The 15,780-nt window shown below is 68.5% G+C and carries 14 protein-coding genes; 13 read left to right on the top strand and 1 reads right to left on the bottom strand.

The features are described 5' to 3' along the window. Positions 1-75: 75 nt before the first annotated feature. From ACOMD9_RS14720 to pcaG, 6 genes are all read left to right on the top strand, one after another. Entirely contained in the window at positions 76-906 is an 831-nt protein-coding gene (locus tag ACOMD9_RS14720; protein ID WP_421416282.1) for a 3-oxoadipate:acetyl-CoA acetyltransferase, read from the top strand. A gap of 91 nt (positions 907-997) precedes the next feature. Next, positions 998-2,176 (top strand): alpha/beta fold hydrolase, encoded by a 1,179-nt coding sequence (locus tag ACOMD9_RS14715; RefSeq protein WP_421416279.1) that lies wholly within the window; start codon positions 998-1,000, stop codon positions 2,174-2,176. Positions 2,177-2,565: 389 nt separating this feature from the next. Beyond that, positions 2,566-3,771: an MFS transporter gene (locus tag ACOMD9_RS14710; protein WP_421416278.1), complete on the top strand. Its 1,206-nt coding sequence runs from the start codon at positions 2,566-2,568 to the stop codon at positions 3,769-3,771. After that, positions 3,772-4,701 carry a pca operon transcription factor PcaQ gene (gene pcaQ, locus ACOMD9_RS14705; protein ID WP_421416275.1) on the top strand — a complete coding sequence of 310 codons (930 nt, stop codon included), beginning with the start codon at positions 3,772-3,774 and terminating at the stop codon, positions 4,699-4,701. It begins immediately after the preceding gene. Positions 4,702-4,802: 101 nt separating this feature from the next. Next, complete coding sequence (gene pcaH / locus ACOMD9_RS14700; protein ID WP_421416272.1) at positions 4,803-5,537, top strand: protocatechuate 3,4-dioxygenase subunit beta; 735 nt, start codon at positions 4,803-4,805, stop codon at positions 5,535-5,537. 31 nt (positions 5,538-5,568) lie between these two features. Further along, entirely contained in the window at positions 5,569-6,201 is a 633-nt protein-coding gene (gene pcaG / locus ACOMD9_RS14695; protein ID WP_421416270.1) for a protocatechuate 3,4-dioxygenase subunit alpha, read from the top strand. A 109-nt stretch (positions 6,202-6,310) separates the two neighbouring features. On the opposite strand, the gene ACOMD9_RS14690 is transcribed toward pcaG, so the two are convergent. Continuing rightward, a complete protein-coding gene (locus ACOMD9_RS14690) occupies positions 6,311-8,020 on the bottom strand; it encodes a sigma 54-interacting transcriptional regulator (RefSeq protein WP_421416268.1) in 1,710 nt (569 codons plus the stop codon). A gap of 348 nt (positions 8,021-8,368) precedes the next feature. Between ACOMD9_RS14690 and ACOMD9_RS14685 the strand changes: the two genes are divergently transcribed. The 7 genes from ACOMD9_RS14685 to ACOMD9_RS14655 all read left to right on the top strand — a co-directional run bounded on the left by ACOMD9_RS14685 (position 8,369) and on the right by ACOMD9_RS14655 (position 15,668). Continuing rightward, positions 8,369-8,743: a c-type cytochrome gene (locus ACOMD9_RS14685; protein WP_421416266.1), complete on the top strand. Its 375-nt coding sequence runs from the start codon at positions 8,369-8,371 to the stop codon at positions 8,741-8,743. A 4-nt stretch (positions 8,744-8,747) separates the two neighbouring features. Then, entirely contained in the window at positions 8,748-9,296 is a 549-nt protein-coding gene (locus tag ACOMD9_RS14680) for a hypothetical protein (protein WP_421416264.1), read from the top strand. Between the two features lie 32 nt (positions 9,297-9,328). Further along, positions 9,329-10,879, top strand: a complete 1,551-nt coding sequence (locus ACOMD9_RS14675) for an FAD-binding oxidoreductase (RefSeq protein WP_421416263.1) — start codon at positions 9,329-9,331, stop codon at positions 10,877-10,879. Positions 10,880-10,915: 36 nt separating this feature from the next. Continuing rightward, positions 10,916-12,382, top strand: coding sequence for an aldehyde dehydrogenase family protein (locus tag ACOMD9_RS14670; RefSeq protein ID WP_421416261.1), 1,467 nt, complete (start codon positions 10,916-10,918; stop codon positions 12,380-12,382). A 70-nt stretch (positions 12,383-12,452) separates the two neighbouring features. Next, positions 12,453-13,361, top strand: coding sequence for a SphA family protein (locus ACOMD9_RS14665; RefSeq protein ID WP_421416258.1), 909 nt, complete (start codon positions 12,453-12,455; stop codon positions 13,359-13,361). Positions 13,362-13,638: 277 nt separating this feature from the next. Continuing rightward, positions 13,639-14,538 (top strand): NAD(P)-dependent alcohol dehydrogenase, encoded by a 900-nt coding sequence (locus tag ACOMD9_RS14660; RefSeq protein WP_421416257.1) that lies wholly within the window; start codon positions 13,639-13,641, stop codon positions 14,536-14,538. A 293-nt stretch (positions 14,539-14,831) separates the two neighbouring features. Then, a complete protein-coding gene (locus tag ACOMD9_RS14655) occupies positions 14,832-15,668 on the top strand; it encodes a universal stress protein (protein ID WP_421416255.1) in 837 nt (278 codons plus the stop codon). The last annotated feature ends 112 nt before the right edge of the window (positions 15,669-15,780 follow it).

The raw sequence follows: 15,780 nt of genomic DNA, 5'->3' as shown, positions 1-15,780 counted from the left end.
AACGAGTCCTTGAGCTTTGTCCGAAAAGTCGTCGAGCGATGGTCAGACAAAGCGCAGGCATTACGCGAGGTTCCCATGTCAAATCCCTGCATTATCTGCGTTGCCATCACCGGCAGCCTGCCACGCAAAGAGAACAACCCGGCGGTTCCGATCACCATCGAGGAACAGGTCGAGAGCACCCAGGCGGCCTTCGAGGCCGGGGCGACCATTGCGCACTGCCATGTGCGCAATGACGACCAGACCCCGACCTCGGATCCCGAGAAGTTCGCCCGCCTGCTCGAAGGGCTGCGCAAGCACTGCCCGGGGATGATCGTCCAGCTCTCCACCGGCGGCCGCTCGGGAGCCGACCGTGAGCGTGGCGGCATGCTGCCGCTGAAGCCCGACATGGCCAGCCTGTCGGTGGGCTCCAACAACTTCCCCACGCGCGTCTACGAGAATGCCCCGGACCTGGTGGACTGGCTCGCCTCCGAGATGCTGAACCATGACATCAAGCCCGAGATCGAGGCCTTCGACCTGTCGCATATCCATCAGGCGGTGAACCTGATGAAGCAGGGCAAGATCAAGGCGCCGCTGTACGTCCAGTTCGTGATGGGCGTGAAGAACGCCATGCCGGCCGACAAGCCGACCTTCGACTTCTACATCGAGACCCTCGAGCGACTGGCGCCGGGTTCCCAGTGGTGCGGGGCCGGGGTCGGCGCCAACCAGCTGGTGCTCAACGAGTGGTCGATCGCCGCCGGGGGCCACACCCGCACCGGTCTCGAGGACAATGTCCGCTGGGACAAGGAGCGCCTGGCCCCCTCGAATGCCGCCCTGGTCGAGCGAGTGGCGGCGCTTTGCGAGAAGCACGAGCGCCCGGTGGCTACCTGGCAGCAGGCTCGCGAGATCCTGGGACTCAAGGCTGTCTGACGACTCGCCATCGGGGCCACTGACGGACGGTGCGAACCGCCGTCGAGGGGACAACACTGAATTTTCACGTTAGGCGTCAGGAGAGACTTCCATGGCATTTCTGAACATCAACGGCCGCAGCGTCGCCTACCGCCTGCTCGGCGCCGAGGCCAATCCCCTGGTGATGCTGGCCCATCCGCTGGGCATGACCCAGGCGGTGTGGGACGGCCTGCTGCCGGCGCTGCTGCCACGCTACCGGGTGCTGACCTGGGACCTGCCCGGCCACGGCGCCAGCCAGGCCTGGGGCGAGGGGGCGATCACCCCGGCCGACCTGGCGAGCGAGGCCCTGGCCCTGGCGGACCACGCCGGCGCCGGCCGCTTCCACTTCGTCGGCACCTCCATCGGTGGCGTGGTGGGCCAGCAGTTGGTCAGCGAGCGCGGCGAGCGGCTGCTCTCCGCCACCCTGACCAACACCGGGGCGGTGATCGGTACCGAAGAGCTCTGGACCACCCGCGCCGGCCGCGTGCGCCAGGAGGGCCTGGCGGCGATGTCCGAGGAGATCGTGCCGCGCTGGTTCGCCCCGGCCCGCTTCGAGGCCGAGCCGGCCCTGAAGGCGGGCTGGTGCACCCAGATGGGCCGCGGCGACGATGACTCCTACGCCAAGCTCTGCGAGATGCTGGGCAGCCACGCCTTCACCGGCAAGCTGGCCGGGAAGGGCGTCAAGGTGCAGCTCTTCGGCGGCAGCGAGGACCTGGCCACCCCGCCCGAGACGCTGGAGGCCCTGGCGGCCGAGTGCGACGGCGCGCCCCTCGAGATCCTCGCGGGCGTCGGCCACGTGCCCTCCGTGGAGGTGCCGGGCCTGTTCGCCGAGAAGCTGCTGGCGGTGATGGCGGTGGACCTGGGCGACGTGGCCGCCAAGGGCGTGGACTACGCCACCGGCCTCGAGACCCGCAAGCAGGTGCTGGGCGAGGCACACGTGGCCCGCTCCACCGAGAACGCCACCAGTCTGGACGCCCCCTTCCAGGAGATGATCACCCGCCTGGCCTGGGGCGAGCTGTGGAGCAACGACGACCTGACCCGTCGCGAGCGCAGCATGATCACCACCGGCATCCTGGCCGCCCTGGGCCGCGAGGAGCTGACGCTGCACCTCAAGACCGCCAGGCGCATCGGCCTCACCGAGGCGGAGCTGCGCCAGGTGCTGATGCACGTGGCGATCTACGGCGGCGTGCCGGCGGCCAACCATGCCTTTGCCCTGGCCAAGCAGCTGGGCTGGGGCGGGGAACAGGCCTAAGTCGACGCCAGCGATCCCCCAGGAGCCTTGCTGAAAAATCAGCAGGCTGGAAAGTGTTCGGGCGATGAGCTGCCGGCGCTGGGAGGCTCTAGGGGGTCAGACCCCGGCGGGGTCGAATCCGCTCGCCATGTGCACGATGACAAGCCTGGCAATTTGGCTGGGGTCTGACCCCCTGGGGGCGGGCCTCGGTGCCTTAATTCGACGAATATGCCGTCATCATCGAGAAATTCGTGGGGAACCCCATGGAGCCAGGCCTCGGTACCGTTGAGGGGCGATCCGCTTGGACCTTTTGTTAGGGTGCTAACAAGGTGTCTCCCATGGCATCCTGACGAACCGGCCACCGGGCCGGTTCGTCATTCTGTGGGTCGGGAAGTATTACGGAGGCAGGCATGAGCCAGGACGCGGCAACCATGGAATCTTCGGGGCGGCTGCGCCAGGCCCTGCTGGCCTATGGCCTGCTGTGGTGCCTGGGGCTCTACCTGCGCCTGACGGTGCTGGTGGTGCCGCCGCTGATTCCCCAGCTCAAGGCGGTGCTGGGGTTCACCAGCGGCGAGGTGGCCATCGCCACCAGCCTGCCGCTGGTCACCCTGGCCGTGGGCGGGCTGGCGGCCGGCTGGCTGCTGGCCCGGGTCGGGGTGCTCTCCAGCATGCTGCTGGGGCTGGCGGTGATGGCGGGGGGCAGCGCCCTGCGCAGCCTGCCGGAGGGCTTCCTGGCGATGATGGCGGCCACCGTGATCATGGGCGTGGGCATCGCCTTCATGCAGGCGGCCATGCCGGTGCTGGCCAAGCTCTGGTCGCCGGGGCGGATCGGCCGGGCCTCGGCGGTCTACACCAATGGCCTGCTGGTGGGCGAGCTGCTGGCCGCCGGGGCCACCGGCCCCCTGGTGGCGGGCTGGCTGGGCGCCCAGTGGCAGTGGGCCTTCGCCCTCTGGGTGGCGCCGGTGCCGCTGCTGATGCTGGCACTGGCCGCGGGCAGTCGCCGGCTGCCGGCCACCGGGCGGGGCTCCTCCAGCGCCGAGCTGGTGCTGCCGGATCGCCATGATGCCCGCATGTGGCGGCTGGTGACGCTGCTCGGCGCCGCCGCGGCGCTCTACTTCACCGGCAACGTCTTCCTGCCGCCCCTGCTCGAGGAGAGCGACCGCCTGGCGCTGCTGGCACCCAGCCTGACGGCGCTCAACGGCGCCCAGATGGTCTCCTCGGCACTGCTGATCCTCTACGCCGACCGCCTGATGGGCCATTCGAGGCCCTTGATCGCCATCACCTCCCTGGCCCTGCTGGCGCTGCCGCTGATGCTCTGGTTGCCCGGCCGCGGGGTGGTGTGGGCCGCCGGGGTGTTCGGCTTCTTCACCAGCGCGTTGTTCATCTTCGTGCTGGCGTTGCCGGCCTGGCTGGTGCGCGTCGAGGCCCTGCCGCGCCTGATGGGCGGGATGCTGTTCTTCGGCTATCTTCTGGTCTTTGCCATCACCGTGGTCGGCGGCTGGCTGATCGATCTCTCGGGTGTCGTGGCGCTGGCCTTCCTGCCTACCCTGGTGATCGGCCTGGCGGCCATGGCCAGTACTCGCCGGCTGCTCGCATCTCGCCAACGGGAGGCCTGAATGCTCAACGCCCGCATCAAGCTGCGCCACCTCCAGGCCTTCCTGGAGGTGGCCCGCCAGCGCAGCTTCGCCCGCGCCGCCGACCGCCTGGCGATCACCCAGCCGGGCATGTCCAAGACCATCAGGGAACTCGAGGAGATCCTCGGCACCGCGCTCTTCGAGCGTAGCGCCCGGGGGGTGGCCCTGACCCAGGCCGGCCTGACCCTGTTGCGTCATGCCGGCCCGGCGATCCGCGCCCTGGAGGAGGGGGTCAGCGCCCTGGGCGAGACGCGCGATGCGATCCGCTGGCTGCGGGTGGGAGCCCTCTCGACGGTGGAGAGCCGCCTGCTGCCCGAGGCGATCCAGCGCTGGCAGCAGGCCGAGGCCGGCGAGACGGGGGTCAACGTGGTGACCGGGGCCAGCGCCTTCCTGCTCTCGCGGCTGCGCCGCGGCGAACTGGACCTGGTGGTGGGACGCATGACCGAGGCCCGCGAGATCCGCGACCTGACCTTCGAGCACCTCTACTACGAGCGCCTGGTGCTGGTGGTGCGGGCCGGCCACCCGCTGGCCGGGGTCGAGCCGCTCGAGGCCCGCCGGCTGGAGGACTACCCCTGGGTACTGCCGCCGCCCCGGACCACCCTGCGCCAGCAGGTCGACAGCTTCTGCGTGCGCCACTCGCTGCACCTGCCGGGGCACCAGCTGGAGACCCTGTCGCTGCCGCTGAGCCACCGCTATACCCGGAGCTGCGACGCCGTCTGGGTGGCGCCGGAAGAGGCGGTGCGCGAGGCCCTGGTCGATGGTCGACTGTGCGAGCTGGCCCTGCCGCTGGAGCGGCAGGGTGGCTCGGTGGGGCTGTGCACCAACACCAGCCTGGAACCGTCGCTGGCCCTGGAAGGCTTCTGCGAGACCCTACGCGAGGTGGCGGCGGGCATGGCCGTGACCGAGAGATGAGGCATAACCCATGGGTTATGCGAGAGGGTGGAGACGTCAATTGGCAGGCCTGCGGCACGCCGCCACACTGACCGGGATTCACACCCCCGGAGACGATCGATATGCAGGACGACAACAAGCGCTTCGTGGAGCGCGATCGCAACTGGCATCCGCCGGCCTATGCCCCCGGCTACAAGACCTCCGTCGCCCGCTCCCCGCAGCAGGCGCTGGTCAGCATGCAGAAGCCCACCGTGTCGGAGCTCTCCGGTCCGGACTTCCGGCATCTGCGCATGGGCCCCCACGACAACGACCTGCTGCTCAACTTTCGCCAGGATCCGACCCAGGGCCAGGGCCTTCCCCAGGGCGAGCGCATCATCATGTTCGGTCGCGTGGTCGACCAGTTCGGCAAGCCGGTGCCCCACACCCTGGTGGAGATGTGGCAGGCCAACGCTGGCGGGCGCTATCGCCACAAGAACGACCGCTACCTGGCGCCGCTGGACCCCAACTTCGGTGGCGTGGGCCGCTGCCTGACCGATGATCAGGGCTGGTACCGCTTCCGCACCATCAAGCCGGGCCCCTATCCCTGGCCCAACGACATGAACAGCTGGCGTCCGTCCCACATCCACGTCTCGGTGATGGGCCCGTCGATCTCCACCCGCCTGATCACCCAGATGTACTTCGAGGGCGATCCGCTGATCCCGCTGTGCCCCATCGTCAATACCATCAAGGATCCCGACGCCGTCGAGACCATGATCGGCCGCCTGGACATGGCCCGCAGCAATCCCATGGACTGCCTGGCCTATCGCTTCGACCTGGTGGTGCGCGGCGAACTGCAGACCTTTTTTGAAAACCAGTAAGCGGGTTCGAGAACCAGTGAGGGGCAACCAGATGAAACAGCCGAATACCCAGCCTGCCAGCGAGCTGATGCTGCGCGAGACCGCCTCCCAGACCGCCGGGCCCTACGTGCACATCGGCCTGGCCCTGGCCGCCGCGGGCAATCCGACCCGCGACGAGGAGATCTGGAACGAGATGGCCCGGCCCGAGGCCGAGGGCGAGGCGATCGAGGTGGTCGGTACCGTGATCGACGGCAACGGCGACCTGGTGCGCGACGCCTTCCTCGAGGCCTGGCAGGCCGATGCCAATGGCGAGTACCAGCGCGGGTTCGACCTGAAGAAGCCGTTCAACAGCTTCGGGCGCACCGCCACCACCTTCGACCACGGCAGCGAATGGTCGCTCAAGACCATCAAGCCGGGCCCGGTGGCCCATGCCAGCGGGCAGCCCCAGGCGCCGCACATCAACCTGACGATCTTCGCCCGCGGCATCAACATCCACCTGCAGACCCGCCTCTACTTCGAGGACGAGGCCGAGGCCAACGAGAAGTGCCCGGTGCTCTCCCGCATCGAGTCGCCGACCCGCCGCCAGACCCTGATCGCCCGGCGCGAGGAGGTCGACGGCAAGGTGCGCTACCGCTTCGACATTCGCCTTCAGGGCGAGGGCGAGACCGTGTTCTTTGATTTCTAGACGCTTCGACTTCTGATCGACGCTCGCCCCGGGCGCGAGGCCCCGCCATCCGTTTCGGGAGGGCGGGGCCTCTTGCGTTCCAGGGGATTCGCCGCGATGCGCCCCGGCCTCAGCGCATGCCGTGCTTCTTGAGCCGATAGGCATAGGCGGCGCGGGTCATGCCCAGCCGTCGGGCGGCGGCGGTGATGTTGCCGTCGCTGTCGGCCTGGGCGGCCTCGAGCATGGTGCGCTCGACCTCCTCCAGGGTCATGCCGGCCTCGATCAGCGCACGGACCCGATCGAGCGGTGAGGTCTCGGCCGAAGTGCCGCCCGGGGAGGCGGCGAGCATGCCCGAGGCATCCAGGCCCTGGCCCTTCTCGCGCTCCAGGGTGGGGACCCGGTAGTCACCGAACAGCGCCTTCTCGGTGATGCGCTTGTGGTCGGCGGTGAGGATGACGCCGCGCTCGACGCTGTTCTTGAGTTCGCGGATGTTGCCCGGCCAGCGGTACTGGGTCATGGCCGAACGGGCCTGGTCGGAGAAGCCCAGGGTGCGTCGCCGGTAGTGGTGCTCGAAGCGCGACAGGAAGTGCTCCGCCAGGGCGGCGATGTCCTCGCGCCGCTCGCGGAGGGGCGGCACGGTAAGGGTGAAGGCGTTCAGGCGGTAGAAGAGGTCCTGGCGAAAGCTGCCCTCCTCGACGCGACGCAGCAGGTCGGTATGGGTGGCGGCCACGATGCGCACGTCCACGTCCTGCACCGCCTGGCCGCCGACCCGCTCGATCTGCTGCTCCTGCAGCACCCGCAGCAGGGCGGCCTGGGCACGCGGCGAGAGCTCCGCGAGCTCGTCGAGGAAGAGGGTGCCGCCGTCGGCGCGCTCGAAGCGCCCCATCCGCGACTGCACCGCGCCCGTGTAGGCTCCCTTCTCGACCCCGAACAGTTCCGATTCGATCAGCTCCGGCGGGATGGCCGCACAGTTGACGGCGACGAAGGGGCCGTCGGCGCGGAGGCTCTGGTCGTGCAGGCGCCGGGCCAGGATCTCCTTGCCGGTGCCTGTCTCGCCCAGCAGCAGCACGGGGACCTCGGAGGGCGCCGCGCTGTCGAGCATGGCGAGCATCTCCTGGAAGGCCGGGGTCGAGCCGATGGGCGCCCAGTCCTCCTGGCCGCGGGTGCGGGCCAGGTCCCCCTCCAGGGTGGCGATGCGCGCCTGCAGCTCATAGAGCTCATCGATCAGTGGCTCCTCGCGGAACTGCTCGGCGAAGGCCTCGTGGTCGGGCCACTCCTCGGCCAGCTTGCCGACGATGCGGCACTCCGCATCCCCGCAACCCCGACACGCGACCTCGCGGAACTGCACCTCGCGGCCCAGCAGGTGGCTGGCATAGGCGCAGGCGTAGCCCAGCAGGGTCCAGCAGACGGGCTCGGCCTGGGGCCCCCGCGAACGCCAGACGTCGACCTCGAAGGAGCCCTTCCAGACGAACTCGCTGTAGAACCTGCCGTGCGCCAGGTCCATCTCCAGGTGCACCGGCACGGCCTGGACATGGCCCTGGAGGGCGTGCAGCTGGGGGCCCGCCAGGTAGCTCTCCTCCAGCTCCTCGTCGCCACCCCGCAGTGACCTGCCCAGCTCGGCATCCAGCAGGCCGGAGTAGTAGCCCAGCCGCATGAAGAGCCCCCTGGCGCGCTCCATGCCCAGGGTGGTCACCAGCTCGTTGCGGAAGAAGGACGAGGCCGCCAGCGGCATCAGCAGCATGCGTTGCTCGCCGAGCCAGATCTGGCCCTCCTCCGGCAGGAAGCGCAGGGCATCCATCAGGTCGCGGGCGCTGGGATAGTCGGGTGGGGAAGCGGACATGACGTACTCGAGCTGTCTCGGATCGAGGCAAGAGGATATCACCCCCGTCCCGAGGAAGGGGGGAGGGCCGCCCGTCGTGGTGACGTGAGCCCTTCACCATTTCGTCATGGGGTAACCAAATGGTTGAGCCATATTATCGAACATATGTCCGCATTGCGGACAAATAGAGGCCGGAGGTTCGCCTACTGCCCTGATGGCGGGGTTTTTTCCGATGTCGGCACGGTTCTTGACACATGAAGGACGTGGAGCCCGATGCCAACCCCCTTGATTTATACCAAAGTATAAGGCGCTGGTGTCGGTGTGCTCCGACGGCGACATGCCCTTGACGAACTGACGGGTGACACTGACATGCAGAACACAACAACGGTGCCCTTCCGGCACCTCCCATCGCTCAGGCTCGGGACCCTGGCCCTGCTCGGGGCCCTGCTGCTGCCGCCACTGGCCTCTGCAGCCGAGCGGGAGGCGCGTGAACCCGCCGAGACCTACCGGCAGGTCTGCGCCCACTGCCACGCCCCGGACAAGGCCGTCGGCCCCGAGATCACCAAGGCCTTCCCCGAGGCGGCCCAGGAGAGCTGGAGCACCTATATCCGCCTGACGGTGCGCAATGGCCGTGCCGCCATGCCGGCCTTCCGTGACAGCGAGATCGGCGATCCCGAGCTCGAGGCGCTGAGCCAGGCCCTGGCACGCGGTGAGCTGGCCGACTCCGATGCCGATGAGGAGTGACGCCATGCGCCTGACACGCCGACAGCTTCTCAAGAATGGGCTCCTGATGGGCTCGGCCGTGCCGCTTTCCCTGGGCGCCGCCTGGGCCGGCGGCCAGGGGGCGTCCGACGCGGCGCCGAGGAAAGGCCGGATAAGCCTCTATGGGGTTGACCGCTCGGCCACCGAGCTGGGCCTGGGACTGCGCCAGCAGGGCTGGGAACCCCACTACGAGGGGCGTCTCGACCCCCTGGCACTGCATGCGCTGCCCGCCGGCACCCTGGCCACCGGCTTCACCGACGAGGCGGGACTGACGCTGCTGACCAGCCTGCTGGCCGGCCGCGGCCGTGTCCTGGCGCTGGGGCGCCACGAGGCGGGAAGGCACCGGCTGTTGAGCCATCGCGGCCCGCTCGCGGCCCCGCTGGCGGTGGAGGCCGGCAGCTGGCAGGCCGCACTGGGCCGAGAGTATGCCCGCCTGGCAATGGCCGACGGTTCCGGGCGCCATGCCGGACGGTTCCGCCGTCCCGGCGCTGCCGTCGCGAACGCCACCGAGCTGAGTTTTCTGGTGCGGCTTTGAGCCCCCGACCACAACAATCGAGAGATGACACCATGAGCACGACACAGCGCATCCTTCCCAAGGGGATTGCCGAGGCGGATTTCGACGCCGCCCTGGAACGCTTCCACGAGATTCTCGGCGCCGGTGGCGTCCTGACCGAGAGCGAGCAGCTGGCCCCCTACACCAAGATCATGATGGCCGGCGATGCCGAGGACTACATCCCTTCCGCGGCCCTGCTGCCCACCACCACCGAGCAGGTGCAGGAGATCGTGCGCACCTGCAACCGCTACAGGGTGCCGATCTGGACCATCTCCACCGGCAAGAACCTGGGCTACGGCTCAGCCGCCCCGGGGGAGACCGGCCAGGTGATCCTCGACCTGCACCGCATGAACCGCATCCTCGATGTGGACCCGGACGTCTGCACGGCCCTGCTGGAACCCGGGGTGACCTACCAGCAGCTCCACGACCACATCCAGGAGAAGGGTTACAAGCTGTGGCTCGATCCGCCGGCGCCTTCGGCGATCGCCGGGCCGGTGGGCAACACCCTGGATCGCGGCGTGGGCTACACCCCCTACGGCGAGCACTTCATGTTCCAGTGCGGCATGGAGGTGGTGCTGGCCAACGGCGAGGTGGTGCGCACCGGCATGGGCGGCATCGAGAATTCCAGCTCCTGGCAGGTCTTCAAGTGGGGCTATGGTCCCTATATCGACGGCCTCTTCACCCAGTCCAACTACGGCATCGTCACCAAGATGGGGCTGTGGCTGATGCCCGAGCCGCCCGCCTATCGCCCCTTCATCATCCAGTACCAGGACCCGGAGGACATCGAGGAGATCGTCGAGGTGCTGCGGCCGCTGCGCATCGCCCAGATCATTCCCAACGCCGTGGTGATCGTGCACACCCTGTGGGACGCGGGTACCCACGTGGAGCGCAAGGCGTACTACGACGGTACGGACGCCATTCCGCGGGAAGCCATCGAGCGCATCAAGGCCGACGAGGGTATCGGCGAGTGGAACGTCTATGCGGCGCTCTACGGTACCCCGGAGCAGATCGAGGTCAACTGGCGGATCGTCGAGCAGGCCTTCGGCAAGAGCGGCAAGGCGAAGATCATGTACGGCGAGGAGGCCGAGAAGCGCGGTGGCGGCTTCGAATACCGTGCAGCGCTGATGAAGGGCGACATGAACCTGCAGGAGTTCGGCCTCTACAACTGGCGCGGGGGCGGCGGTTCCATGTGGTTCGCCCCGGTCTCCCAGGCCAGGGGCAGCGAGACCCGCGACCAGACGGAGCTGGCCCAGCGGATCCTCGGCAAGTATGGCTTCGACTACGTGGCCGAGTACATCGTCGGCTGGCGCGACATGCACCACGTCATCGACCTGCTCTACAACCGCCAGGACCCGGAGGAGACCCGGCGCGCCCACGACTGCTTCGCCGAGCTGATCGACGAGTTCGCCAAGCGCGGCTACGGCCTCTACCGCACCAATACCGAGTTCATGGAGCAGGTGGCCGGCACCTTCGGCGAGCCGCTGCGCGAGGTGCACACGACGCTGAAGAACGCCCTGGACCCCAACGGCATCCTGTCGCCCGGCAAGTCCGGCATTCGCCAGTAACCGTTGACCCGCGATATCCCCGGAGGAGAGTGACTCATGAGCACTGCATACCGCGACTTCCATCTCCAGCCCATCGCCGGCGAGTGGCGCGAGGGCGGCAGCGAGCGCCGCGCCGAGGTGACCAATCCCTATGACGGCAGCCCGCTGCTGTCGATCCGCCTGGCCGGGAGCGACGACCTCGACGCCGCCTTTGCCGCCGCCGAGCGGGCCCAGGCCGCCTGGGCGGCGACCCCGCCGGCCGAGCGCAGCGCCCTGCTGCAGCGGGTGGTGGGCATCTTCGACGCCCGCAAGGAGGAGATCATCGACTGGCTGATCCGCGAGTCGGGCAGCACCCGCCTCAAGGCCAACGTCGAGTGGGGGGCGGCCCGCGGCATCACCCAGGAGGCCGCCAGCATGCCGGGCCGCGTGCACGGCATGACCCTGGCCTCCAACGTGCCGGGCAAGGAGAACCGCGTCTACCGCAAGCCGCTGGGCGTGGTGGGGGTGATCAGTCCCTGGAACTTCCCGCTGCACCTCTCCCAGCGCTCCATCGCCCCGGCGCTGGCGCTGGGCAACGCCGTGGTGGTCAAGCCCGCCAGCGACACCCCGGTCACCGGCGGCCTGCTGCTGGCGAAGGTCTTCGAGGAGGCCGGCCTGCCCGAGGGGCTGCTCAGCGTGGTGGTGGGCGCCGGCAGCGAGATCGGCGACGCCTTCGTCGAACATCGCGTGCCGCGCCTGATCTCCTTCACCGGTTCCACCCAGGTGGGCCGCGGCATCGGCCGCATCGCCAGCGGTGGCGCGCACATCAAGAAGGTCTCCCTGGAGCTGGGCGGCAACAGCCCCTTCGTGGTGCTCGACGACGCCGACCTGGACCAGGCGGCGAATGCCGCGACCATGGGCAAGTTCCTCCACCAGGGCCAGATCTGCATGGCGGTCAACCGCATCATCGTGGCCGAGAGCCGCTACGACGCCTTCGTCGAGCGCTTCGTGGAGAAGGTCAAGGGACTCCAGGTGGGCGATCCCGACGACATGGCCACCGTGGTGGGCCCGGTGATCAACGCCAAGCAGCGCGAGGGGCTGGAGGAGAAGATCGCCACCGCCAGGCGCGAAGGCGCGACCGTGCTGCTGGAGGGCGAGATCGACGGCCAGCTGGTGCCGCCCCACGTGTTCGGCGATGTCACCGCGGAGATGGAGATCAGCCGCGAGGAGATCTTCGGCCCGCTGGTGGGCATCCAGAAGGCCCGCGACGAGGCCCACGCCCTGGAACTCGCCAACGGCACCGAGTACGGCCTCTCCAGCGCCGTGTTCAGCGGCGATCTCGAGCGCGGCCTGCGCTTCGCCCAGGGCATCAGGGCGGGCATGACCCACGTCAATGACATGCCGGTCAACGACGAGGCCCACGTGCCCTTCGGCGGCGAGAAGAACTCCGGCCTGGGCCGCTTCAACGGCGACTGGGCCATCGAGGAGTTCACCACCGACCACTGGATCAGCGTCCAGCAGACGCCGCGCGCCTACCCGTTCTGACCCCCACCGTCAGTCCTGCCATCCACCCCGGGCGGGTGGCAGGACGAGCCAACAAGAGAGACAACACGCGATGAAGACTCAGAAAACCGCCTGGCTGGCCGCCCTCGGCGCCGGTCTCCTCGCCACGTCGGCGCTTGCCGCCAACGGCCACTATGCCCCCGGCATCGAGGGGCTGAGCGCCGCCGCGGCACCGCCGGAAGGGCTCTACTACCGGGGCTACCTGCTCCACTACGATGTAGAGCGCTTTAACGACGCGAGGGGAGACGCCGCTCCCGGGCGCAACGAGGGGACGGTCACCGCCCTGGCGAACCGTTTCATCTGGATGACCGACAAGCAGTTCCTCGGTGCCGACTATGGCATGGAGGCGATCGTCCCAATGTTCGATATCGAGTTCGACCTCGATGTTGCCGGCAGCAATCGCTTCAGCGACAAGGGGGTGGGTGACCTCTTCGTGGGGCCGGTGATCCTGGGCTGGCATGGCGAACGCTGGGATGCCACCTTCGCCGCCGGCCACTGGTTCGATACCGCCAGCTTCGATGCCGGCAACCCGGCCTCGGTGGGCAAGGGCTACGGCACTACCATGCTCACCCTGGGCGGCGTCTGGCATCTGGATGCCGACAGGCGCTGGAACCTCTCGGCGCTGTCGCGCTACGAGATCAAGACCGAGCAGGAAGACACCGGCATCACCCCGGGCGACAGCTGGCTGGTGGAGTGGGGACTCGGCCACCGCCTGGCCAACGGCCTGGAGCTTGGCCTGGTGGGCTATGACGCCTGGCAGCTGGAGGCCGATGACGGTGCGGCGACCGGCGCCAAGGCAGAGCGGCACGCCATCGGCGTCGAGGCGGGCTACCTCTGGCCGGCAGTCGGCGTTCAGCTCAAGGGCGCCGCCTACCACGAGTACGATGCCGAGGCGGGTGGCCTGAAGGGCCTGGAGAGCGAAGGCGACGCCATTCGCCTGCAGCTGACCAAGTTCCTGTGAGCCTTCCCCGGCGGCCACCGACGTGGCGGCCGGGGGCATCACCGGAGCGCTACCGACCCCGCTCGGCCGCCGGCCGGGCGGGGCCTTCGATGGAGGAGAGAATCCATGCAGATTCAAGCGGCCGTGACCCCGGCGCAGGGGAGTGACTTCGAATGGCAGGCGGTGGAGCTCGCTGAGCCCGCCGTGGGCGAGGTGCGGGTGCGTATCGTGGCGACAGGCGTCTCGGGATCTCGGCATTGCCCCCTACCCCATCGTGCTGGGCCATGAGGGCGCCGGCGTGGTGGAGGCCCTCGGCGAGGGGGTGACGGGACTCGAGGTGGGCGACCACGTGGTGCTGTCCTTTGCCCACTGCGGCGGCTGCGATCACTGCCTGACCGGCCACCCCACCGTCTGCGATACCTTCAACGAGCTCAACTTCGGCGGCACCATGGATGACGGCAGCCACCGCCTGGCCCGGGGCGACGAGGCGCTGGCCACCTTCTTCGGCCAGTCCTCCTTCGCTACCCACGCCGTGGTCAGCGCCCGCAACGCGGTCAAGGTCGACCCGGAGGTGGACCTGGCGCTGCTGGGTCCGCTGGGCTGCGGCATCCAGACCGGTGCCGGCACCGTGCTCAACCGCCTCAAGCCCGAGTTCGGGTCGAGCCTGGTGGTCTATGGCTGCGGTGCCGTGGGGCTCTCCGCCATCATGGCGGCGCGGATTGCCGGCTGCCGACAGATCATCGCTGTGGACGTTCACGACAGCCGGCTCGAGCTGGCCCGGGAGCTGGGCGCGACCCATGCGATCAACGGCCAGCGGGAGGAGACCGTCGAGCGGGTGCGGGAGATCACCGGCGGCGGCAGTCGGTTCGCCGTGGAGACCACCGGGGTGCCGGCGGTGGTGCGCCAGTCGCTGCAGGCGCTCAAGCCGCTGGGCGTCTCGGCCATCGTCGGCGTCACCCCCGAGGTCACCCTGGACGTGCACCACGACCTGATGGCCGAGGGCAAGTCGATGATCGGGGTGATCGAGGGCGACTCCGTGCCGCGGGCCTTCATCCCGCAACTGGTGGCCTACTACAAGGAGGGGCGCTTCCCCTTCGATCGGCTGGTCAAGTTCTACGCACCCGAGCAGATCAATAAGGCCTTCGAGGACTCGAAGGACGGCACCACCGTCAAGCCGGTGCTGAAGATCGCTTCCTGAGCCGAGGGTAGATCGACAGGAGGTGGCGTCTGCGCCAGGCAGACGCCACCTTGTTGTCGGAAGGGAAGGGGCTCAACCTGTGTGGCAAACCGGTACCCGGCTGAGGTAGTTATACTCGTCGGCCAGGGGCAGCAAGCCGCGAGGGTCAGCACTTTCCGGCTGCAGTTGACCAAGGCGTGGTAGTGGTCGTCTCCCCGATGCACGGGCCTGCCTTGTCGAGGGAAAATCGAGACCGGTAGGCTCGTGCTTATCTGCTTTACTTCAACAAGCATGACGGCAACAGGGGTTTCGAGATGCACACAGTCTACGTGGCAGTTGACGACTCGGCCTACTCTCTGGGCGGTATCGCCCTGGCTGAACGGCTCAACCGGCAGTTGAAGGGGCACCTGGTACTTGCCTCGATAGTGTCGCCCGACGATGAGCCCGAGGTTCAGCGCGAGGCGCTGGAGATGGAACTGGCCGATGCGGGGTATGCGAGGTACCAGGACTCGCTGCACGTCGAGCAGGGAGACGACGCGGCCGAAGCGCTGGCAGGGCTGGTCGCCGAGCGGGACGATGCGCTGCTCTGCATGACTTCCCATGGCCGACGCCCGGTGACCGAGCTGTTCCTGGGAAGCGTGGCGGCGGAGACCGTGCGGCTCAGCGGCAAGCTGGTGGTGCTGCACGGCCCCCGTTTCGACCCGGATGCGCGCCGGCGCATCGATACCCTGATGGTGTGCGTCGATGGTTCGGCCCTGGCCGAGGCGGTGCTGCCCCAGGCCGTGGCCCTGGCCGATGGGCTCGGTGCCCGGATACAACTGCTGCATGTGCTCGAAGTCGACTCCCTCGCCGCCTCTGCACTGCCGGGGGGCGTCGGCCATGGCGATATCATGGAGTCGGGCTATGTCCAGAGCCTGGCGCACAGGATTCACGCGGAGTACCGGGCCGAGGTGGACTGGGAGGTGCTTCACGGCAAGGAGCCGGCCAGCTCCGTGGTCAGCTATCTCGCCAATCAGCCTGATGTCATGGTGGTCATGACGACTCACGGACGCAGTGGACTCTCGCAGCTGGCGGCGGGCAGCGTCAGCCGCGAGGTGCTGCACCAGGCACGTTGTCCTGTGGCAGTGATGCGGCCGGTCGAGGCAGGCTGACTCCGGCCGTTCACTCCACCAAGCGGGTGGCCGGAACCTGGCAATAGGACTAAAGTCGCTTCGTTATCTTGGAAATATCCAAGCGATAGCGCTGATTTTGCCTTATCTGGTG

Source organism: Halomonas terrestris (assembly GCF_049166755.1).
Taxonomy (GTDB): Bacteria; Pseudomonadota; Gammaproteobacteria; order Pseudomonadales; family Halomonadaceae; genus Halomonas.
This window is presented reverse-complemented; position numbering and strand designations above follow the sequence as displayed.

Bases quoted from the DNA above. Each gene is read 5' to 3' on its own strand.
- ACOMD9_RS14720 (WP_421416282.1), top strand. From the start codon at position 76: ATGTCAAATCCCTGCATTATCTGCGTTGCCATCACCGGCAGCCTGCCA.
- ACOMD9_RS14715 (WP_421416279.1), top strand. From the start codon at position 998: ATGGCATTTCTGAACATCAACGGCCGCAGCGTCGCCTACCGCCTGCTC.
- ACOMD9_RS14710 (WP_421416278.1), top strand. From the start codon at position 2,566: ATGAGCCAGGACGCGGCAACCATGGAATCTTCGGGGCGGCTGCGCCAG.
- pcaQ (WP_421416275.1), top strand. From the start codon at position 3,772: ATGCTCAACGCCCGCATCAAGCTGCGCCACCTCCAGGCCTTCCTGGAG.
- pcaH (WP_421416272.1), top strand. From the start codon at position 4,803: ATGCAGGACGACAACAAGCGCTTCGTGGAGCGCGATCGCAACTGGCAT.
- pcaG (WP_421416270.1), top strand. From the start codon at position 5,569: ATGAAACAGCCGAATACCCAGCCTGCCAGCGAGCTGATGCTGCGCGAG.
- ACOMD9_RS14690 (WP_421416268.1), bottom strand. From the start codon at position 8,020: ATGTCCGCTTCCCCACCCGACTATCCCAGCGCCCGCGACCTGATGGAT.
- ACOMD9_RS14685 (WP_421416266.1), top strand. From the start codon at position 8,369: ATGCAGAACACAACAACGGTGCCCTTCCGGCACCTCCCATCGCTCAGG.
- ACOMD9_RS14680 (WP_421416264.1), top strand. From the start codon at position 8,748: ATGCGCCTGACACGCCGACAGCTTCTCAAGAATGGGCTCCTGATGGGC.
- ACOMD9_RS14675 (WP_421416263.1), top strand. From the start codon at position 9,329: ATGAGCACGACACAGCGCATCCTTCCCAAGGGGATTGCCGAGGCGGAT.
- ACOMD9_RS14670 (WP_421416261.1), top strand. From the start codon at position 10,916: ATGAGCACTGCATACCGCGACTTCCATCTCCAGCCCATCGCCGGCGAG.
- ACOMD9_RS14665 (WP_421416258.1), top strand. From the start codon at position 12,453: ATGAAGACTCAGAAAACCGCCTGGCTGGCCGCCCTCGGCGCCGGTCTC.
- ACOMD9_RS14655 (WP_421416255.1), top strand. From the start codon at position 14,832: ATGCACACAGTCTACGTGGCAGTTGACGACTCGGCCTACTCTCTGGGC.